A 20,632-nucleotide genomic window follows, 5' to 3' on the forward strand; every position below is an offset into this window, starting at 1 on the left:
GGACGTTGCGGGCGGTGTGTTCGACGTTGCGGGGTGGTGTGTTGGGGGTTCCGAGGTGGTGTGTTGGGGGTTGGGGGGTGGTGTGTTGGGGGTTGGTGTGTTCCGGTGTGGGGGCGTGAGTCCCGGGCTGGGGAGCGCGAGTCCCGGTCTGAGGGGCGCGAGTCCCGGCGTGCGGGGTGGTGCCGGGCTGGTGATGTGGGTTGGTTTGGTGCGGGTCCCTCGCGGCGGCCCTAATCGGGGTAGTCGGGGCGTGCAGGCAGCCCCGATTTCGCCAGCCAGCGTAAGGCCGCCGCTACCCGCACAAAACCAACCCCGGGTTGGTCACCCACATGGGTAGCCATTGGCGGGCAACGGTTTTGGGACGATTTCGGGAGTAGAATTGTTGGTATGACAGCATTCGTGGAGACTCGGCATGCCGCAGGGTTGTGGCGGTTGGGTGACGCGGAGCTGTTGGGTGAGTTGCAGGACGCGGAAGTAGTTCTGCGGCAAGCCTATGCGAAGGTGTTGGGGTTGGTCGCGGAGGCCGAAGCGCGGGGTGTGGCGGAGCAGGTGGGGTATCCGAGCCTGAGTGAGTTGCTGCGTGGTGTGCTCTGCGTGAGCAAGAAGGAAGCCAGGCAGCGGATCGCGCACGCGGGCGTTCCGGTGGGGGTGGCGTTGGAGCCGGAGCAGTTGTCGGTGATCAACCGGGTGCTACGGGAGTTGCCGCCACACGTGGATCAGGCCGAGCGTGGACACGCGGTCGAGGTCCTGGCAGCGGCGGCCCAGCACCTGGATGCCTCCAACCTGGTGCCACTGGGCCGGGAGATCGTCAACCGGCTGGACCCCGACGGGGCGCTACCGAGCGAGGACGAGCTCGCCCATCCCCGACGTGAGTTCCGCTACGACACACAGCGGGACGGATCAGTGCGGTTCCACGGGCGCCTAGACGCGGAGACCGGCGCACTGCTGGGGGCAGTCCTCAGCCCGCTGGCGAAACCACACGACGCACACGACACACGAACCCTGCCCGAACGGCAAGGGGACGCGTTCGCGGAACTACTGGAAACCAGCACCACGCCGACGGAGGGTGGGGAACGCCCGCACATCGCAGTGACAGTTCCGCTGACAACACTCCAGACCGGGCTCGGCGCCACCGAACTCGCCCCATCAGCGATCCGCCGACTCGCCTGCGACGCGAAGGTGATCCCAGTAGTACTGGGCAGCAACTCCGAACCACTCGATATCGGGCGGATCAGCTACACCGTGCCGCCCCACCTCCGACGAGCACTGATCGTCAGGGACCAGCACTGCGCGTTCCCAGGGTGCAGGCGCAGGCCCAGCACCTGCCACGCGCACCACATCACCCACTGGGCGGACGGAGGGGACACGGCGCTGGCCAACCTGGTGCTGTTGTGCGGGATGCACCACAGGCTGATCCACCACAGCGGCTGGACAGTACGAATGGTCAACGGGCGGCCGGAATTCACACCGCCGAGCTGGCTCAAACGAAGACGAGAACAATTCTGTCCGGGCCCGCCGATTTGACGGCGGGCAATGTGCGGGCTTCGAGGATTCGGGGCCGGCCCGTCCGGTAAGATCGGTCGGCAGTCGTGGGGAGACAGCTGGAAAGGAAGCACGTGACCGCGCCGATCGAAACCCTGGAGTTCCAGTCCGAGGCCCGTCAGCTGTTGCAGCTGATGATCCACTCGATCTACTCGAACAAGGACACCTTCCTGCGCGAGCTGGTGTCCAACGCCTCGGACGCGCTGGACAAGTTGCGGCTGGAGGCGTTCCGCGACAAGGAGTTGCAGGCCGACACCTCGGACCTGCACGTGGCGATCGAGATCGACAGCGAGCAGCGCACACTGACGGTGCGGGACAACGGCATCGGCATGAGCCGGGACGAGGTCATCAGCCTGATCGGCACGATCGCCAAGTCGGGCACCGCGGAGTTCCTGCGCAAGCTCAAGGAGTCGCAGGACGCGGCGGCCTCGCAGGAGCTGATCGGCCAGTTCGGCGTGGGCTTCTACGCGAGCTTCATGGTGGCCGACAAGGTGACGCTGGTGACCCGCAAGGCGGGTTCGGACGAGGGCGTGCGCTGGGAGTCGGAGGGCGCGGGCACCTACACGATCGAGCCGGTGGCGGACGCCCCGCAGGGCACCGCGGTCACCCTGCACCTCAAGCCGGTCGACGCCGAGGACCAGCTGTTCGACTACACCTCGGCGGCGAAGGTCCGCGAGATCGTCAAGCGCTACTCGGACTTCCTCACCTGGCCGATCCGGATGGCGGCGGAGCCCACCGAGGAGGGCGCCGAGCCGACCGTGGAGACGGTCAACTCGATGAAGGCGCTGTGGGCACGCGCCTCCAGCGAGGTCACCGAGCAGGAGTACACCGAGTTCTACAAGCACATCAGCCACGACTGGAACGACCCGCTGGAGACGGTGCGTTTCCAGGCCGAGGGTACGTTCGAGTACCAGGCGCTGCTGTTCATCCCCTCGCGGGCGCCGATGGACCTGTTCATGCGCGAGCGCAAGCGCGGGGTGCAGCTCTACGTCAAGCGCGTGTTCATCATGGACGACTGCGAAGCGCTGATGCCGGAGTACCTGCGCTTCGTCAAGGGCGTGGTGGACGCCGCGGACCTGTCGCTGAACGTCTCGCGGGAGATCCTCCAGCAGGACAGGCAGATCCAGCTGATCCGCAAGCGCCTGGTCAAGAGGGTGCTGTCCACGGTGAAGTCCCTGGACGCGGAGAAGTACGGGACCTTCTGGAAGGAGTTCGGCCGGGCGGTCAAGGAAGGCCTGCTCGACGACTTCGACAACCGGGAGGCGATCCTGGAGATCTGCTCCTTCGAGTCCACCCACGACGCGGACAAGCCCACCAGGCTGGCCCAGTACGTGGAGCGGATGAAGGAGGGCCAGGAGCACATCTACTACCTCACCGGCGAGTCGCGCACCGCCATCGAGAACTCCCCGCACCTGGAAGCCTTCCAGGCCAAGGGTTTCGAGGTGCTGGTGCTCACCGACCCGATCGACGAGATGTGGGTGGACGCGGTCCCCGGCTTCGAGGGCAAGCAGTTCCAGTCCATCGCCAAGGGCCAGGTGGACCTGGACGAGAACCAGGACGAGGAGCAGAAGGCGGAGTTCGCCGGGCTGCTGACCTGGATGGGCAGCGCACTGGAGGAGCACGTCAAGGAGGTGCGGCTGTCCTCGCGGCTGACCACCTCCCCGGCCTGCATCGTCGGCGACAGCCACGACATGACGCCCACCCTGGAGAAGATGTACCGGGCGATGGGTCAGCAGCTGCCGCAGATCAAGCGCATCCTGGAGCTCAACCCGGGGCACCCGCTGGTGGCGGGCCTGCGCGCGGCGCACGCCGAGCGCCCCGAGGACGAGCGGCTGCCCGAGACGGCCGAGCTGATCTACGGCATGGCCCTGCTCGCCGAGGGCGGCGAACTCGGTGACCCGTCGCGCTTCGTCAAGCTCCTGGCCAACCGCCTGGAGCAGTCGCTGTGAGCGGGGGCCCGCCGAGCCGTCTCGGCGGGCCTCACCCCCGCACCACCCGCGCCACCTCGGCGATCTGCTCGGGCCCGACCCGGCAGCAGCCGCCGACCAGTCGTGCCCCGGCGGCGAGCCAGGCGCTGACCCGGGCGGGGTCGAAGGTGCGACTCCCCCGCCATGACCCGTCCCAGCGCTCCCCGCTGTTGGGGTAGACCACCACCGGCTTGCCGGAGACCTCGGCGGCCAGCGGCACGGCGCGGTCGACATCGGCGGGCTCGCAGCAGTTGACACCCACGGCGATCACCTCGTCGACCTCACGGGCCAGCGCGAACGCCTCGGCCAACGGCTGACCGGCGCAGGTGTGGGCACCTCGCGCGCTGAACGACAGCCAGACCGGCACCCCCAGTCCGCCGACCACCGACAGCAGGGCGCGGGCCTCGTCCACGTCGGGGATCGTCTCCAGCGCAAGCAGATCCGGCCCGGCAGCGGCAAGGGCCCGCACGCGGGGCCGGTGGAACTCGGCCAGTTCGGCCACGCTCAGCCCGTACCGGCCCCGGTACTCCGAGCCGTCGGCGAGCACCGCCCCGTACGGCCCCACCGAGGCCGCCACCAGCAGTTGACGGTCCACTTCGGACTTGTCGGCGGCACTGCGGGCCAGTTCCACGCTGCGCCGCAACAACTCCTCGGCCCGGGCACGGTCCAGGCCACTGCGCGCGAAGCCCTCGAAGCTGGCCTGGTAGCTGGCAGTGGTGGCCACGTCGGCCCCGGCACGGAAGTAGGCCAGGTGCGCGGCCTCGATCGCCGCGGGCTCGTCCCGCAGCAGCCGCGCCGACCACAGGTGGTCGGACAGGTCGTGTCCGCCGGCCACCAACTGGTTGGACAGCCCGCCGTCGAGTACGAGAATGTTTTCACTCACCACTGAAGTCATAATACCAGGTCACGGGGCCAATCGGTCCGATCGACGCCTTGACCCTTGCTTTGCCATGCCTTTACTGTCGGAGGCGTCCGTAGATCACCATCCCAGGAGGTTCGGCATGGAGCAGCTGATCAAGAAGATCGCCCAGGACGGCAACTGGTCCCAGTGGGTCGCGGCGAACTCCGCCAACGGCTCGGGCAAGGACGGCTGTATCTCCCGGGCGAAGACCGGCTGCATCAGCCGCTGACCCGAGGGCGGGGTGGGCCGGTGCCCACCCCGCCCCACCACCACCTGGGGAACGAGGTCCATGGACGGTCAACCGACCGCTGAGATGGTCGAGCAGGTCAGCCAGATCCCGATCTACCGAGACTCGGTGCGCCGGGGCCACTTCCCCGTGCTGGAGAAGACGGAGATCGCGCGGGGCTTCCCGGACAACTGGATGACCCCGCAGCTGGCTGAGGCCCTGCGCACGGGACAGGCCGAGTTCGTGCTGTCCACCGGGACCAACCACGCCCGGATGCAGATCATCCGGCCGCCGTACTTCCTGCTGAAGTCCTACTACCGGCTGTGGAGCGAGCACCCCGAGCTGAGCCGCACCTGGGCGGCGGACTGCCAGCGCGTGTCGATCACCACCGTGCTGGCCACCGAACACGTGGCGCGGGTCAACGCGGCCAAGCACGGCGGGCAGCCGCAGCCGGTGCCCAGCCTGGCGGACCGGCGGCTGGACGAGCGCACGACGTACCTCAACCTGCACCTGGACCCACAGCTGTGGCAGCGCGCCGACGTCGAGCGCATGCTGTCGGAGATCTCCCTTGTACAGCAGGCACATCCGCAGGGCTGGTACCACCTGGACTGTTCCAGCTACCACCTGGCCCACCTGGCCAGGAAGGTCACCGAGTGGGACCTGTGGGACCGGTTCCCCAAGCCCGCCAGCATCGTGCACGCCTACGAGTACACCCCGGTGAACGTGCGGCGGTACCTGGAGCTGGTGTTCGACTGCCCCATCGTGGACCTGTTCGGCAGCACCGAACTGGGCTACATGTACTACAGCGACCAGGACGGCACCTACCGGCCGTACCTGGACAAGATGAGCGTGGAACTGCTGCCGGTCGCGCCGGGCAGCACGATCTACAGCCTGATCGTGTCCAGCGTGCGCAACCCGTACATGCCGCTGATCCGCTACCGCTCCGGGGACTGCGCCCGCACCGCCGACGGCACGCCCGACCCCACCAAGATCACCCGCTTCTGCGGGCGGGAGAAGGAACTGCTGCGGCTGGACCGGGCCCTGGTCTCCCAGGACGACCTGGACAGCTGGATCAGCGGGACCACGCCGGAGGTCTTCGTGTACCAGCTGCACGTGACGGAGACCGCGCGGCTGTCGTACACGACCTTCGACAACCACTCCCTGTCGCCGGAGGACGAGTCGCGACTGGCCCGAACGGTGTTCGAGGCCACCGGACTGCGCTGCGAGGTGCTGCACAGCACCCACATCCCGATCGGCAAGTCGGGCAAGTACGCCTGGCTGGTGAACGAACTCGGCTCAGGACAGGAGTAGTCATGCCCGCGGTCACCGCCGACCACCTGCGCGCGCTGCTCGGCGAGCAGCTGCACGAGGAGGTCGTCCAGCACTTCGTGCACGAGACCGGCGCCGAGGAGCCCTTCGTGCGCCGCCAGGTCCTCGAATGCCTGCGCTACCTCTACCTGGTGTCCAAGCACCACGAGCGGCTGGCCGGGCTGTTCCTGCCGGTGGAGCAGGAGATCGACGAGGTGTGGCACTACCTGATCCTGCAGACCGCGGAGTACCGCCAGCTGTGCGAACAGGCGCTGCCCGGCCGCTGCTTCATCGAGCACCGCAGCATCGCCTACGAGGACTACCAGCGGGAACCGGGCCGCGAGCAGGCGATCGAGCAGGCGCTGCGGTGGATCCCGCTCTACCAGCGGGAGTTCGGGCCGTTCGACGAGGACGCGCTGCCGCACTGGACCATGGTGCGCTTCCTGCACGAGCAGATCGGCCTGTCCCTGGCGGAGATCGGCGCCCTGGAGCCGGTGGCCGTCTAGGGCGGCGGCGCCTCTTGTCCTGTCCAGGACAGGACTGCGCACACTTCGCCGCGCCGGGTGGACACTGGATCTCCCTGCGCGCCGAAGGAGGCACCGGTGAGGACTGCTGCCGCACTGGTCTTGACCGCACTGCTGGCCGGGAGTCCGTCCGCACCCGCCCCGCTGCCCGTGGTCCGCGTGATGCCGCTGGGCGACTCGATCACCTTCGGGGTGGGCAGCTCGACCGGGGCGGGCTACCGGCTCCCGCTGTCCCAGGCGCAGGCGGGCCAGTCGAACTACCGGCTGGACCTGGTCGGCTCGGTGCGGGCGGGCCAGCTGTCCGATCCGGACAACGAGGGCCACAGCGGGTGGATGATCAACGACATCGCGGGACAGGTGGACGTCTGGCTGGCCACCTACCGGCCGGACGTGGTGCTGTTGCACATCGGCATCAACGACCTGGACCGGGGCGCGGACAAGCCGCACGCCGCGGACCGGCTCGCGGCGCTGGTGGCGCGGATCTACGCCGACCGGCCCGGGGTGACGCTCGTGTTGTCCGGGCTGATCGGGGTGACCCCGGGCCTGGAGTCGCTGGTCGCCGACTACAACAACCGGGCCCGCGCGCTGGTGGCCCAGTACCGCGCCAGCGGGGGCAAGATCGTGTACGAGGACCTGCCGCTGACCTCGGCGCAGCTCAACGACCGCCTGCACCCCAACGACTCCGGCTACGCGACGATGGCGCGGGCCTTCGACGCCGGGCTGCGCCAGGGTTACGCCAACGGCTGGTTCCAGGGCAGGGTGCCCGCGCCGGGCGCGCCGGAGACCCGCAGCAAGGTGCGCTGGGCCGACCTGGACGGGGACGGCCACGCGGATTACCTGGTGCTCAACGACAACGGCTCCGTGGACGCCTGGATCAACAAGGGCGGGGACGGCCACGGCGGGTGGATCCCCTGGGGCCAGGTCGCTTCCGGGCTGACCACCGACCGCGGCCGCGTGCGCCTCGCCGACTTCGACGGGGACGGCAGGGCCGATTACCTGCTGCTCAACGACAACGGCTCGGTGCACGTGTGGCTCAACAAGGGCGGTGACGGCCACGGGGGCTGGGTGGACGGCGGCCAGGTCGCCACCGGGACCACCACCAACCGCGAGCAGGTCAGGTTCGCGGACCTGGACGGGGACGGCCACGCCGACTACCTGGTGCTCAACGACAACGGCTCGGTGCACGCCTGGCTGAACCGGGGCGGTGACGGGCACGGCGGCTGGGTCGACGACGGGCAGGTGGCCGGTGGCCTGACCACCGACCGCGACCGCGTGCGGCTGGCCGACCTGGACGGGGACCGGCGGGCCGACTACCTGCTGGTCAACCAGGACGGCTCGACCCGGGTCTTCTACAACAGGGGCGGGGACGGGCACGGGGGCTGGGTGGACGGGGGCCAGGCGAACCCCGGCGCCACCACCGTGCCGGACCAGGTCCGCTACGCCGATGTCACCGGGGACGGCCACGCCGACTACCTGGTGGTCAACCAGGACGGTTCGGTGCACGCCTGGGTGAACCAGTCCGATTTCGGACAGATCGCGACCGGCGTGGTCACCGAGTGACGGGGAGGTCTCATGGTCCGAGCGGCCATCCTCACGACAGCCGCCCTGACGGCACTGCTGGTTCCGGCTCCGGCGCACGCCGCGCCCAGTGCCGCGATCTGCAACAAGTACTGCGACACAAGGGATCCCGCGCTGTCGCCGGGGGACCGCCAGGTGGGCGAGGCAGGCACCGGCGGCAGGCGCCTCACCCTGCACCTGGACGACAGCGACGACATGGGCTGGGCCTCGATCTCCGGCGGGGCCGCGGGCGACCACGTGTGGCTGGACCGGTCCTTCGACAGCGGCCGGACCTGGACGGGCGGCAGCAAGCTCGGCGACACGGTCACACCGGCGGGCCAGACCGGCTGGCGGACCCTGATGTACAACTCCGACGACTGGAACAGCGGGGGCATCGGCCTGCTGCGCGCCTGCGGCCAGGCAGGTGGTTCAGGTGCCATCGCCTGCACGGCCTGGTACCGCACCACCTGGAACGCGGGCAACCGGCGCACCGCTGCCGCCACCGCGCTGATGATGAACTACACGCGGAGCACCGGCCTGTGGGCCACCACCAACTGGTGGAACTCCGCCAACGCCCTGACCGCCGTCATCGACAACATCCGCGTGACCGGCATGGGCAGTTACCGCTACGCCATCGCCAACACCTACGACGCGCAGCACGGGGCGTTCACCAACGACTACCTGGACGACACCGGGTGGTGGGGCATGGCCTGGGTGGACGCCTACGACCTGACCGGGGACAGCCGGTACCTGAGCACCGCCCGCACCGCCGCCGAGCACATGTTCAGCTACTGGGACGGCACCTGCGGCGGCGGAGTCTGGTGGAGCACCAAGAAGACCTACAAGAACGCGATCACCAACTCGCTCTACATCCAGCTGAACTCCGCGCTGCACAACAGGATCCCCGGGGACAGCACGTACCTGCGACGCGCCCGCGCCGACTGGTCCTGGTTCCAGGGCACCCGCATGATCAACAGCTCGAACCTGGTCAACGACGGCATCAACCTCAACACCTGCACCAACAACGGGGACACGGTGTGGACCTACAACCAGGGCGTACCGCTGGCGGCACTGACCGAGCTGTCCCGGGCGACCGGGGACACCGGCCTGCTCGGCACGGCGCGGACCCTGGCCAACGCCTCCACCGGCAGCGGCTCGCTCAACCCGGGCGGCGTCCTGCGCGACCCCGGTGAGTCCCCGGGCGGCAGCGGGGCCGACGGCCCGTCCTTCAAGGGCGCCTACGTGCGGGGTCTGGCCGCGCTCAACCGCGCGCTGTCCGACCACCCGTACAGCTCCTACCTGTCCAGGCAGGCGGCCTCGGCCTACGCCCACGACCGCAACACCTTCGACGCCTACGGGCTGATGTGGGCCGGCCCACTCGACCAGCTCGACGCGGCCCGCCAACAGAGCGCACTGGACCTGCTCAACGCGGCGCCCTGACCCACCCCGGCAGACCCCGTCAGCGGCGGGTCAGCGCGCGGTCAGTCGGCGGTGCGCGGGCCCTTACAGGATCTGGCCATGCAGAACACCAAGGTCCTGATCTCCGGCGCGAGCATCGCCGGACCCGCGCTCGCCCTCTGGCTGGCCCGCTACGGCTGCGAGGTCACGGTCGTGGAGCGGGCCCCCGCCCTGCGCGAGGGCGGGCAGGCGGTCGACTTCAAGGGCGCCACGCACCGCACGGTGCTGGAGCGCATGGGCATCCTGGCGGAGGTGCGTCGGCAGCAGACCGGCGGCCGGGACCAGACGATCGTCAACGCGCGGGGCCAGCGGCTGGCGGTGATCCCCGGCGAGTTCACCGGCGGGGAGATCGAGATCCGCCGGGGCGACCTGTCCCGGCTGCTGTACGAGCGCACCGCCCAGGACTGCGAGTACGTGTTCGGCGACTCGATCACCTCGCTGACCGAGTCCGCGGACGGGGTGGAGGTGACCTTCGAGCAGGGCCCGGCGCGCGGTTTCGACCTGGTCGTGGGCGCGGACGGCATCCACTCGACCGTGCGGCGCCTGGCGTTCGGCCCGGAGTCGGACTACGTCGAGCACCTGGGCTACTACTACGCGCTGGCCGATCTGGGCCTCGGCTCGGCGCAGGCGGTGATGTACAACGAGCCGGGCCGTATGGTGGCGCTGGGCGGCCCGAAGGCACCGGCCCTGTTCGTGTTCGCCGCACCGGCGCTGAGCTACGACCGGTACGACGTGGCGCAGCAGCAGAAGCTGGTGATCGACGCCTACCGGGGCGGTGACTGGCGCATCCCCGAACTGCTCGACCGGGTGCCGGGTTCGTCCGGGTTCTACCTGGACTCGATCAGCCGGGTGAGCGTCGAGCACTACGCCAGGGGCCGGGTCGTGCTGCTGGGTGACTCCGCGTACGGCAACACGCTGGGCGGGTTCGGCACGGGCCTGGCCGTGGTCGGCGCCTACGTGCTCGCCGGGGAGCTGCTCGCGGCGGGCGGCGACCACCGCGTGGCGTTCCAGCGCTACGAGGAGGCGTTCCGCGGCTACGCGAAGGTCTCCAGGCAGGGCAGCGCGGGCCCGTTCCTGGCGCCGCGCAGCAGGCCGGGCCTGTGGGCCCGCAACGCCATGTTCCGCTCGGGCCTGCTGCTGCGGATGCTGCTCAGGATGACCGACAGGTTCGCCACCCGCATCGAACTGGCGGACTACTCGGCTGCTCACCCGGTTCGGTGAGACCTGTTGGGAAGGCAGCCGAACGGGCTGACCGTGCCGGAGCCTTGAACCCGAAGTGACTTCGCGCCCAGGATGAACCACGACACCACCGCACCCGTAGTGCCAGGACAGTGTCCGACACAACACGGTACCGAGGTGGGATGCACGTGATGACCAGCGAGAACAGCGGAGTCGCGGTAGTGCGGTCCGGCGGCGAGTACACGATCGTCGCGAGCAGGCCCTTCGCCACCGGTAGCCGCCTGTTCGAGGTCAACGGGGAGATCACCGGGGTACCCACCCGGTACTCCGTGCAGATCGGCCCCGACAGCCACATCGACCTGCCGGACAGGTACGGCACCGAGGAGGTGATGGACCGGTTCTTCTGGCGGTTCACCAACCACAGCTGCGAGCCCAACGTGCGGCTGGACGGCAGGCAGTTCTTCGCCCTGCGCCCGATCGAGCGCTGGCAGGAGATCACCTTCCACTACGGCACCACCGAGTACGAGATGGCCGAGCCCTTCGACTGCCGCTGCGGCAGCGCGCAGTGCGAGGGCCGGATCAGCGGCTTCCGCCACCTGTCCGCGCAGAGCAGGCGGCGGCTGCGCCCGCTGCTGGCCGAGCACCTGCTGCCCCACCTGGCCGACGAGGCGGTGCGCGACGGCTATGTCCTCCACCGTTGAGCAGCGGCCCCGGACCAGTTCCCCGGCGGTGCTCAGCGAGTTCTTCGAGGACTCCGCACGACGCTGGCCCGGTGCCCTCGCGGTCGACGTGCCACCCGCCTCCGACCGCCCACAGCGCCAGACCCTGACCTACGCGGAACTCAAGCGGGACAGCGACCTGCTCGCCGGCATGGTGCGGGCCGCATCCGGCCAGGGCCGCGTCACCGCGATCCTGCTGGGCCGCACCACCCCGCGCCTGTACGCGGCGCAGCTGGCCGTGCTGCGCGCGGGCTCGGCCTACGTGTGCGTGGACCCGTCCTTCCCCGACGACCAGTTCGCGCACATCCTGCGGGACAGCGCGGCCGGGGCGCTGATCACCGACGAGGTGGGCGCACAGCGGGCGGCCCGCGTGGGCTATGGCGGTCCGGTGATCCGGGCGGACCTGCCGCTGCTGCCGGTGGCCGCCCCGCTGCCCCCGCACCCCGAGCCGGAGGACCTGGCGTACCTGATCTACACCTCGGGCAGCACGGGCCGTCCCAAGGGCGTGATGATCACCCACCGGGGCGCGGGCAACCTGGTCGGCGGGGACCTGGCCGAGTTCGGCCTTGGCATCGACGACCGGGTGGCGCAGGGCTCCTCCCCCGCCTACGACTCCTCGGTGGAGGAGGTGTGGCTGGCGCTGGCCGCGGGCGCCACGGTCGTGCCGATGGACGACGAGACCGCCCGGCTGGGGCCGGACCTGGTGCCGTGGCTGCGCGAGGAGCGCATCACCGTGCTCTGCCCGCCGCCGACCCTGTTGCGCGCCACGGGGTGCGCCGACCCGGAGACCGAACTGCCCGCGCTGCGCCTGCTCTACGTGGGCGGTGAGGCGCTGCCCGAGGACGTGGCCGAGCGCTGGTCGCGCGGGCGCCGCATGGTCAACGGCTACGGCCCCACCGAGTGCACGGTGACCTGCCTGCGCCAGGACATCGTCGCGGGACAACCGGTCGCGATCGGCAAGCCGGTGCCCGGCATGTGGGCCTGGGTGCTGGACGAGGACCTGAACCCGGTGCTGGCCGGTGAGCGCGGCGAGCTGTGCATGGGCGGGCCGGGCCTGGCGGTCGGCTACCTCAACCAGCCCGAGCTGGACGCGGACAAGTTCCCGCGCCATCCCGGTTTCGGGCGCGTCTACCGCACCGGCGACCTGGTGCACGCCGAGCCGGACGGCACGATCTTCTACCACGGCCGGATCGACTCGCAGGTCAAGCTGCGCGGCTACCGGATCGAGCTGGAGGCGATCGAGTCCTGTCTGTCGCGCTGCCCCGGCGTGCGCGAGGCGGCCTGCCGGGTGCAGGGTGAGGGCGCCGGGCAGGTGCTCGCCGCGCACATCGTGCCCGTCGACCCGGCCGCACCGCCGGAGGACGAGTCCCTGCGGCAGGGACTGCGGCAGTCCCTGCCGGAGTACATGGTGCCCGCGGTGTTCGGCACGATCGCCGAGCTGCCGCGCAACACCAGCGGCAAGCTCAACCGCCGCGAGCTGCCCGAGTTGGCCGTGGGCACGAGCGGGCCGCGCAGCGCCGGTCCCCCGCCACAGGACCCCCTGGCACTGGGCATCGCCCAGGCCGTGCAGCGCGTGCTCAACCTGAGCCACCCGCCCGCCGCGGACGAGGACTTCTTCACCGCGCTGGGCGGCAACTCGCTGACGGGCGCGATGCTCATCACCGAGCTGCGCAAGCAGCCCGCGACAGCCGGTATCACCGTGCGCGACCTGTACGAGGCGCGCACGGTCGGCGAACTCGCCCGCCGTGCCGTGCCGCCGGAGTCCACTTCGGACTCCGCGAAGTCCAGGTACGGCAGCGGAAACGCACTGGCCGCCACCGCGGCGCAGTCGGTGTGGCTGCTCGGCGAACTGGTGCTGGGCGCCGCGGTCGCCTTCTTCACCGTCTTCTGGGTGCTGCCCTGGCTGTCCGACGTACTCGGTCTGGTACCGCTGATCGAGCTGTCCCCGCTCCTGTTCAGCCTGGTCACGGCCGTGTTCACCCCGCTGTCCGTGGCCATCGCCGTCACGGCCAAGAAGCTGCTGATCGGCCGGTACGAGGCGGTGCGCGCCCCGGCCTGGAGCGGCTTCCACGTGCGGATGTGGGTGGTGCGCCAGTTCCTGCGCTTCGTGCCGTGGAACACCATCGCGGGCACCGAGTTCCAGTGCACGGCACTGCGCGCGCTGGGCGCGCGCATCGGCAAACGCGTGCACATCCACCGCGGGGTCAACCTCCAGCAGGGCGGCTGGGACCTGCTGGAGATCGGCGACGACGTCACCATCGGCCAGGACGTGCAGCTCGGGCTGGTGCACCTGGACGCGGGGCAGGTCGTGCTCGGCAGCGTCACCCTGCACGAGGGCGCCACGCTGGAGACCCGGTCCGGGATGGGGCCCAACACCACGCTGGGCCGCGACTCCTGGCTGTCCGCCCTGGCCTTCCTGCCCGCCGGTGGCGCGGTTCCCGAGGGCGAACGCTGGGACGGGGTGCCCGCGCAACCAGCCGGTGCGGCGCCCACCCCGCCGTGGCCGACCAGCACGGGCCGCCAGCTCTCACCGCGCATGCACGGCCTGGCCACGATCCTCGCCAACAGCGCGCTGAGCTGGTTCACCGCCATCCCGTACACCCTGAGCTTCGTGCTGATCAGCGCCTGGTTCGACCTCAGCTACAAGTCGCTGCTCGCGGCGCTGGCCCACCCGGCCGACAACCTGCCGCTGCTCGTGACGCTGGCGGTGTCCGCCTGCCTGGCACTGGTCGGCTCGGTGGCGGTGCAAGCCGTTGCGGCACAGGTACTCGGCCCCGTCACACCCGGTGTGATCAGCCGGTGGAGCCCGGGGTACATCCGCGTGTGGCTCAAGTCGGGGCTGGTCAACTCGGCCGGTACCTGGCTCAGCGGCGGCATCTTCTGGCCATGGTGGCTGCGTGCCGCGGGTATGCGCCTGGGCACGGGCTGCGAGATCAGCACGATCATCGACGTGGTGCCCGAACTGGTGCGGATCGACCGGGACACCTTCTTCGCCGACGGCATCTACCTTGGCGGCCCGCGCATCCAGCGGGGTGTGGTGTCGCTGGGCGAGGTGTCCTTGGGCGCCAACACCTTCCTCGGCAACCACGCGGTGATCCCGCCAGGGCAGAGCCTGCCCGAGGACATCCTGATCGGCATCTCCACCGTGGCCGACGACAGCCTGGTGCGCCCGGGCAGCTCCTGGTTCGGCCATCCGCCGTTCGAGCTGCCGCGCCGCGAGGTGGTCAGCGTGGACCGCTCGCTGACCCACGAGCCCGCCACGATCCGCGTGGTGAACCGCTTCTTCTGGGAGTGGCTGCGGTTCACCCTGCCCCTGTTCCCGTTGGCCGCCTTCACGTTGTGGACCGCGGGCGTGGTCGCGGTCTCGGTGCTGCCGTTCTGGGCCTTCCTGCTGGTGGGTGTGCCCGCGGTCAGCCTGGCCACCGCGGCGGGGCTGTGCCTGGTGGTGCTGGTGCTGAAGTGGGGCCTGCTCGGACGGGTCCGCGAGGGCACCCACCCGCTGTGGTCCTGCTGGTGCAGCCGCTGGGACTTCCTCTATGTGGCCTGGGGTTTCATCGCCGGGCGGGCACTGTCCACATTGGAGGGGACCCTGCTGCTGCCGATCTACCTGCGCTGCATCGGCATGCGCATCGGCAGGCGGGTCGTGCTCGGCGAGGGCTTCGCGCAGATCGTGGACCCCGACATGCTGGAGTTCGGCGACGGGGCCACCGTCAACGCCATGTTCCAGGCACACACCTTCGAGGACCGCGTGCTGAAGATCGGCCACGTGCGGGTGGGCGCGCACTCCACCCTGGGCAACGCCACCGTGCCGCTCTACGGCGCGGTGGTCGGCGAGTACACCTCGGTGATGCCGCACAGCGTGGTCATGAAGCGCGAGCACCTGGAGCCCGGCCTGCGCTACGCCGGTGCCCCGACCCGCCGCCAGGAGCCCGGTGCGGGCAACGAGGGCTACGACATCCGCCGCCGCGAACTCGGCGACACGCTCTGGGGCGTGCACCCCGTGGAGATCGGCTTCGGCCGCCACCGAGCCCCCCGCCACCCCGGCCGACCTGGCTGACTTGACCACCAAGTCACCAAGTGATTTAGTCACTTGGTGACTTGGTGAGTGGAGGTGCCGTGGCGCGAGAGAACCTGTCGGACTCGCTGACGGCGGGCATCCTGGACCTGGCCGGCGAACTGGCGGTCGGCCAGGCACTGCCCTCGGTGCGCGACCTGGCCGAGCGGTTCGAGGTCACGGCGCCGACGATCCGTGAGGCACTGCGCCGCCTACAGGCCACCGGCACGGTGGAGTTGCGGCACGGCTCGGGCATCTACGTGGGCCCGAACGTGCACCGCACGGTGCTGCCGAACCCGAACCTGACCCGGCCCACGCTGGAGCGGGTCCTGGACCTGGTGCAGGCCCGCTCCGTGCTGGAGCCGGGCATCGCCGCGCACGCGGCGCGGCACCGCACCGAGTCCGACGTGGCCCACCTGCGCGAGGTCCTCAAGGACGCCACCCGCAACCACACCGCGGGCGAGGGCGCCGCCCCGCTGCGCTGGAACTTCCACCGCGAACTGGCCAGGGCCGCCAACAACCCCGTGCTGTACGAGGTAGTGGACACGCTGCTCGTGGCCAACAGCCGCGAGCAGAGCAAGGTCCGCAAGATCTACACGAACCGGCTGCGCGACATCCGCCAGCACCGGGCACTCGTGGACGCGGTCGCCGACCGGGACCCCACGGCCGCGCACGACCTGATGCGCGACCACCTCGCCGAGATCCAGCACGCCGTCGAGAAGCGGCTCGTCGTCAACTGAAGAGGTACAGCATGCGCACAGCACTGCTGTCGGTGCTCGCGGTGGTCGCCTCGATCGCCTGCACACCGACCCACGCCACCCCGACCGCGGACACCGGGTGCTCTGTCGCGCCGCCCACGGCGCCCGGCAGCACCGCCAGCGGATCGATCACCTCTGGTGGACTGCACCGCGACTACCTGGTGCACGTGCCCGCGAACTACGAGCAGGGCAAGGCCGTGCCGATGGTGCTGGCGTTCCACGGCCGGGGCCAGAGCGACCAGTTGATCGAGACCTACTCGGGGCTGGACGCGCTGCCCGCGATCACGGTGTACCCGCAGGGCACCGCGACCAGCAACGGCCAGGCGGGCTGGCAGGGCGCGCCGTACTCCTCCGGTGCCGATGACGTGCGGTTCACCGAGGACCTGATCTCCTCGCTGCGGCAACAGGTCTGCGTGGACTCGCACCGCGTCTACGCCACCGGCAAGTCCAACGGCGGCGGGTTCGTGGGCGTGCTGGGCTGCCGCCTGTCCACGCGGATCGCGGCGATCGCACCCGTCGCGGCGGCGTTCTACGACACCGGCCAGCAGTGCGCCCCGCAGCGCCCGATGCCCGTGCTGGACTTCCACGGCACCGCCGACTCGGTCATCCCGTACCAGGGCGCCCCGGACCGCAAGCTGCCCTCGATCCCGGACTGGCTCACCGGCTGGGCGGGCCGTGACGGCTGCACCAGCGGCCCGGCCACGTTCTTCACCAAGGAGGACGTGACCGGCGAGCGCTGGAGCGGGTGCCGTGGCGGCAGCGAGGTGCAGCACTACAAGGTCACCGGCGGGGACCACACGTGGCCCGGCGCCGCGAGCAAGAGCGGGCCGGGCCACACCACGCAGACGATCAAGGCGACCGACCTGATGTGGCAGTTCTTCGGCAACCACGTGCTGCCCTGAGGCCTCAGCGCTGGCGCTCGTAGGGCAACTTCTCCCCCGCCTCCACGGCGAAGGGCAGGCGGTTGCCCTCGGGCGGCAGCGGGCAGGTCGCGAAATCGGTGAAGGCGCAGGGCAGGTTGACCGCACGGGTGAAGTCGAGCACCACGGTGCCGTCCTCGGCGGGAGCGGGCACCGCCAGGGAGCGGTTCGCCGCGTAGGTGGTGACCCCGCTCGTGGCGTCGGTGAACAGGATGCTCAGCCCGCCGTCCTTGCCGTTGAACGCGGTGAGCACGTGCTCGGCGCCCTCGTGCTCGAAGCGCACCACACCCGGCGCGGTGTAGACGTGGCTCAGCCCCTCCACCACCGCGCCCACGGTGGTCGGCCGCGGCTGGTCGAAGGCCTCGAACCGGCCGGTGAGCACCCACTCCGGCCTCGGCTCGTAGGCGGGAACCCCGCGGAAGTCCCTGAGCACCTGGGCCTCCGGGTCGTGCACGCGGATCAGGTAGCCGCCGCGGCGGGCGATCTCGATCTCCAGCCCACCGGCCAGCACACGGGTGCCCGCCCCGCTGTTCACCAACTCGAACCGGCGCGGCCCGGTCACCGGCTCGCCCTCGTGGCGGGCCTCGGCGCCCTGCGGGTCCAGGTGGGCCGCCTGCTCGTCCTGCCACCACAGGCCGGGCAGCCCCGGGTAGGCGCGCGGCACCTCGGTCAGCCAGTCCAGGGACACCAGGGCGAGCCAGCCGTACGGGTCGGCCAGGTCACGCTCCCTCGCGATCTTCCACTCCTGCCAGTCACTGACCAGTTGGGTGCTCATCACCGCTCCTTCCGTCATCAGGTGAAACGCCGGCGCGGGTGAGCTGTTCCGCGTCCCAGCCAGTGGGAACCCGTCAGTTCTGCGTCAGCGACTCCCTGCGGACGAGCTGCACCGACCCCGCGGCTTGACCTGGCCCCAAGGGCAAGGCGCACGGTGGTCGTGGCGGTCCCACAGTCACCCGCGGAAGGAGGCGCGATGTCCCGAGCAGAACCGGCATGATCACCGCATGCCCGAACCACACCCCTTGCTGGCAGTGCTGCTCGCGGCTGCCGATGGCGTGTTCCCGCCCGCTGACGGAACCGTTCGGTTCCTGCCACCGTTGGTCGGCGGGATGCAGGCCGTCGTGTCGCTGACCGGGCACGCGGCCGTGGCGACCTCCCTGCCGCGGGAGGCCTTCCACGGGCTCGGGCTGGACGGGTTCGGTGCCGCCCTGCGCCCCGAGGTGCTGCTCCTGCTGGCGGGCAGCACCGGGGTGGTCGGCGACCTCGATGTCACGCTGGTGGCGCGTGGCACCGGAGGTGGCGGGCTGCCCCTGCGCACCGACCTCGACGACCACCCCAGGGTGCGCTACGCCCGGGCGCAGCGCAGCGGGGTCCTCGTGCACGGGGACGAGCGGGGCCTGGTGACCCTGGCCAGCGGGCTGGCCGGGCGGGTGGAGATGTCCGTTGAGGCCGCGCCCCAGCGGCAGGGCGGGGCCGTGGGCCGCTCGCTGATCACCGACGCGCTGGCACTGGTACCGGTCGGCGCGCCGGCGTTCGCGGCCGTGGCCCCGGGCAACGCCCGCTCGCTGCGGGCGTTCCTGGCCGCGGGCTTCGTGCCGGTCGGCAGCGAGGTGCTGGTCAGCCCAGGGTGAGGCTCAGGGCTGGCCGCCGGGCGTGGGGCCCTCGTAACCCTTCCTGGAGGAGCTGTCGATGCCCACCTCGTAGCGGATGCCCGAGCTGACCTTGTTGCCGCTGACGTGGGCGTTGGTGGAGTGGATCGCCAGTCCGATGGCCTTGGTCGGCGCGGCGGCGAACTCGTTGTCGCTGATCGTGGCGTACTGGATGTCCTCGAACATCAGGGCCTGGCTGGCCTTGAGCGTCTCGTAGTAGTTGCCGCGGATGGTGAAGTGGTCGGAGTGGCCCTTGCCGTCGCCCTCCCCGTCGTTGGGGCCCTCGGCCATCAGGCCCATGTTGTCGATCTTCTCGCAGCGGTTGCCCTCGATCAGCACGTCCTGGCTGGCCGGGGTGTCGCTGGCGAAGGTCTGCATGCAGTCGGCGTGTCCGTTGCGGTTGCTGGTGCCGCTGACCGTGTTGTGCAGGATCCTCAGGTGGCTGCCGAAGAACCGGATCCCGTCGCCGTCGCCCTTGACCGGCTTGGTCACGGTGTTGTTCTGCAGGGTGATGTTGTTCCCGGTGATCTCGATGCCGGGGGCCTGCGGCTGGTTCATCGTGTAGTTCATGACGATCACGTTGTCGGCCTCGACGGTGATGCCGTCCACGCTGCCGCCCTTGCCGTCGTAGGTGATCGGCTTGTCGGCGGTGCCGCCCTTGGTGATCTTGAGCCGGGACTTGGCCAGCTCGGCGCCCAGGCACACCACGTCCCCGGGCTGGACCGAGGCGAGCTGTCGCTGGCTGGTGGCCCGCACGGTGCAGGTGGCCGGGATGGCGGGGCCCGCCCCGTAGGTGGGCCGGGCCGCGTGGGCGGGACAGGTGCAGAGCGCGGTGGCCAGCACCGCCGTGAACCCGGCGACGGACCTGCTGATCATGGTGTCTCCCCAGTGTCGGTGACGCTGCGGAGCCGAACCTAGGACCGCGCGTCTGGGACTGGTCCCAGGGGACCAATCGGGGTCAACCCTGACGTGGCGCGGGGCTCCGGTGCGGGACACTGACGGGCATGAGGACGCTGCTGAACCTGATCTGGCTCGTGCTGTGCGGATTCTGGCTGGCGCTGGCGTACACACTGGCCGGGGTGATCTGCTGCGTGCTGATCATCACGATCCCGTTCGGGTTGGCCTCGTTCCGGATGGCGAGCTTCGCGCTGTGGCCCTTCGGCCGGTCCCTGGTGGACCGGCGGGACGCGGGGGCGGGCTCGCTGATCGGCAACGTGCTGTGGATCGTGGTGGCGGGCTGGTGGCTGGCGCTGGGGCACCTGCTGACCGGGATCGCGCAGTGCCTGACGATCATCGGCATCCCGCTGGGGCTGGCGAACTTCAAACTGATCCCGGTCTCGCTGGTGCCACTGGGCAAGGAGATCGTGGACAGCAGGACCTACCGGGGGTCGGGGGCGTTCACGGTTGGCTGAGCACGGGGCGCAGTTGGCGGCTGGGCGGCACCTACCTGGTGTTCGAGCAGTCCCCGGCGCTGACGGCACAGGGCACGAGCGGTGTCGGCCGGGACTGAACCACCTGGCGTTCCACGTGCGGGACCGCGCGGAGGTGGACCGGCTGACGGCGCTGGCGCCCGAGCACGGGTGGCGGCTCATGTTCGGTGACCGGCACCCGCACGCGGGCGGCGAGCAGCACTACGCGGCCTACCTGGAGGACGCGCAGGGCTTCGAGGTGGAGTTGGTGGCGGGCTGACTCAGCTGGAGACGGCGGCGATGCCCACGGCCCAGGCGTCCTTGGTGGACACGGCGCTCACGGCGTCCAGGCTCGACCCACCGCTGACGGCCGGTACCGGGGTGGGGGTCCAGGTCGGCAGCAACAGCGCGGAACTGAGCATCAGTACCATTGTGCTTGGCATGGCGGCCATGCTGGCACCGGG

Annotated in this window: 19 protein-coding genes; 15 read left to right on the forward strand and 4 right to left on the reverse strand. The window is 70.4% G+C overall.

Annotated elements, in window-relative coordinates; genetic code table 11:
• Positions 1 to 387: 387 nt before the first annotated feature.
• Both KALB_RS29315 and htpG read left to right on the forward strand, forming a co-directional pair.
• Positions 388 to 1,524, forward strand: a complete 1,137-nt coding sequence (locus tag KALB_RS29315; protein ID WP_148309711.1) for an HNH endonuclease signature motif containing protein — start codon at positions 388 to 390, stop codon at positions 1,522 to 1,524.
• 92 nt (positions 1,525 to 1,616) lie between these two features.
• Positions 1,617 to 3,491 carry a molecular chaperone HtpG gene (htpG, locus tag KALB_RS29320; RefSeq protein WP_025359249.1) on the forward strand — a complete coding sequence of 625 codons (1,875 nt, stop codon included), beginning with the start codon at positions 1,617 to 1,619 and terminating at the stop codon, positions 3,489 to 3,491.
• 31 nt (positions 3,492 to 3,522) lie between these two features.
• Here the strand turns inward: htpG and mmuM are convergent, their stop codons facing one another.
• A complete protein-coding gene (gene mmuM, locus KALB_RS29325; protein WP_030107997.1) occupies positions 3,523 to 4,404 on the reverse strand; it encodes a homocysteine S-methyltransferase in 882 nt (293 codons plus the stop codon).
• 106 nt (positions 4,405 to 4,510) lie between these two features.
• Here mmuM and KALB_RS49980 point away from each other — a divergent pair, with 106 nt between their 5' ends.
• The 10 genes from KALB_RS49980 to KALB_RS29370 all read left to right on the forward strand — a co-directional run bounded on the left by KALB_RS49980 (position 4,511) and on the right by KALB_RS29370 (position 17,095).
• Positions 4,511 to 4,639 carry a hypothetical protein gene (locus KALB_RS49980; protein ID WP_268872226.1) on the forward strand — a complete coding sequence of 43 codons (129 nt, stop codon included), beginning with the start codon at positions 4,511 to 4,513 and terminating at the stop codon, positions 4,637 to 4,639.
• Positions 4,640 to 4,699: 60 nt separating this feature from the next.
• The gene (locus tag KALB_RS29330) at positions 4,700 to 5,947 is read left to right on the forward strand and encodes a phenylacetate--CoA ligase family protein (protein WP_025359250.1); all 1,248 of its coding nucleotides are present in this window, start codon (positions 4,700 to 4,702) and stop codon (positions 5,945 to 5,947) included.
• A gap of 2 nt (positions 5,948 to 5,949) precedes the next feature.
• Positions 5,950 to 6,450 (forward strand): hypothetical protein, encoded by a 501-nt coding sequence (locus tag KALB_RS29335; RefSeq protein WP_025359251.1) that lies wholly within the window; start codon positions 5,950 to 5,952, stop codon positions 6,448 to 6,450.
• A gap of 96 nt (positions 6,451 to 6,546) precedes the next feature.
• Positions 6,547 to 8,028, forward strand: a complete 1,482-nt coding sequence (locus KALB_RS29340) for an FG-GAP-like repeat-containing protein (protein WP_025359252.1) — start codon at positions 6,547 to 6,549, stop codon at positions 8,026 to 8,028.
• Between the two features lie 12 nt (positions 8,029 to 8,040).
• Positions 8,041 to 9,465 (forward strand): glycoside hydrolase family 76 protein, encoded by a 1,425-nt coding sequence (locus KALB_RS29345; RefSeq protein WP_025359253.1) that lies wholly within the window; start codon positions 8,041 to 8,043, stop codon positions 9,463 to 9,465.
• Positions 9,466 to 9,543: 78 nt separating this feature from the next.
• Positions 9,544 to 10,704 carry an FAD-dependent monooxygenase gene (locus KALB_RS29350; protein ID WP_025359254.1) on the forward strand — a complete coding sequence of 387 codons (1,161 nt, stop codon included), beginning with the start codon at positions 9,544 to 9,546 and terminating at the stop codon, positions 10,702 to 10,704.
• A gap of 149 nt (positions 10,705 to 10,853) precedes the next feature.
• Positions 10,854 to 11,363 (forward strand): SET domain-containing protein-lysine N-methyltransferase, encoded by a 510-nt coding sequence (locus KALB_RS29355; protein WP_025359255.1) that lies wholly within the window; start codon positions 10,854 to 10,856, stop codon positions 11,361 to 11,363.
• Complete coding sequence (locus KALB_RS29360; protein ID WP_025359256.1) at positions 11,347 to 15,438, forward strand: non-ribosomal peptide synthetase; 4,092 nt, start codon at positions 11,347 to 11,349, stop codon at positions 15,436 to 15,438. The genes KALB_RS29355 and KALB_RS29360 overlap by 17 nt, the downstream gene beginning before the upstream one ends.
• Positions 15,439 to 15,497: 59 nt before the next feature.
• Positions 15,498 to 16,175, forward strand: a complete 678-nt coding sequence (locus KALB_RS29365) for a FadR/GntR family transcriptional regulator (RefSeq protein WP_051912904.1) — start codon at positions 15,498 to 15,500, stop codon at positions 16,173 to 16,175.
• Positions 16,176 to 16,186: 11 nt separating this feature from the next.
• Positions 16,187 to 17,095, forward strand: a complete 909-nt coding sequence (locus KALB_RS29370) for a CE1 family esterase (RefSeq protein WP_025359258.1) — start codon at positions 16,187 to 16,189, stop codon at positions 17,093 to 17,095.
• Between the two features lie 4 nt (positions 17,096 to 17,099).
• Here KALB_RS29370 and KALB_RS29375 read toward each other — a convergent pair whose 3' ends face one another.
• Positions 17,100 to 17,888 (reverse strand): DUF1684 domain-containing protein, encoded by a 789-nt coding sequence (locus KALB_RS29375; protein WP_025359259.1) that lies wholly within the window; start codon positions 17,886 to 17,888, stop codon positions 17,100 to 17,102.
• 226 nt (positions 17,889 to 18,114) lie between these two features.
• On the opposite strand from KALB_RS29375, the gene KALB_RS29380 reads away from it, so the two are divergent.
• Positions 18,115 to 18,741: a hypothetical protein gene (locus KALB_RS29380; RefSeq protein ID WP_025359260.1), complete on the forward strand. Its 627-nt coding sequence runs from the start codon at positions 18,115 to 18,117 to the stop codon at positions 18,739 to 18,741.
• Between the two features lie 3 nt (positions 18,742 to 18,744).
• On the opposite strand, the gene KALB_RS29385 is transcribed toward KALB_RS29380, so the two are convergent.
• Positions 18,745 to 19,635, reverse strand: a complete 891-nt coding sequence (locus KALB_RS29385) for a right-handed parallel beta-helix repeat-containing protein (protein WP_025359261.1) — start codon at positions 19,633 to 19,635, stop codon at positions 18,745 to 18,747.
• Between the two features lie 128 nt (positions 19,636 to 19,763).
• Between KALB_RS29385 and KALB_RS29390 the strand changes: the two genes are divergently transcribed.
• Positions 19,764 to 20,171 carry a YccF domain-containing protein gene (locus KALB_RS29390; RefSeq protein ID WP_025359262.1) on the forward strand — a complete coding sequence of 136 codons (408 nt, stop codon included), beginning with the start codon at positions 19,764 to 19,766 and terminating at the stop codon, positions 20,169 to 20,171.
• 13 nt (positions 20,172 to 20,184) lie between these two features.
• On the forward strand, positions 20,185 to 20,448 hold the full coding sequence (locus tag KALB_RS50115) for a VOC family protein (protein WP_338033876.1): 264 nt from the start codon (positions 20,185 to 20,187) through the stop codon (positions 20,446 to 20,448).
• A gap of 1 nt (position 20,449) precedes the next feature.
• Here the strand turns inward: KALB_RS50115 and KALB_RS47820 are convergent, their stop codons facing one another.
• Complete coding sequence (locus KALB_RS47820; protein WP_158510840.1) at positions 20,450 to 20,611, reverse strand: hypothetical protein; 162 nt, start codon at positions 20,609 to 20,611, stop codon at positions 20,450 to 20,452.
• Positions 20,612 to 20,632 lie beyond the last annotated feature (21 nt).

The sequence above is a fragment of the Kutzneria viridogrisea DSM 43870 genome, assembly GCF_000525635.1.
GTDB lineage: Bacteria > Actinomycetota > Actinomycetes > Mycobacteriales > Pseudonocardiaceae > Kutzneria > Kutzneria viridogrisea.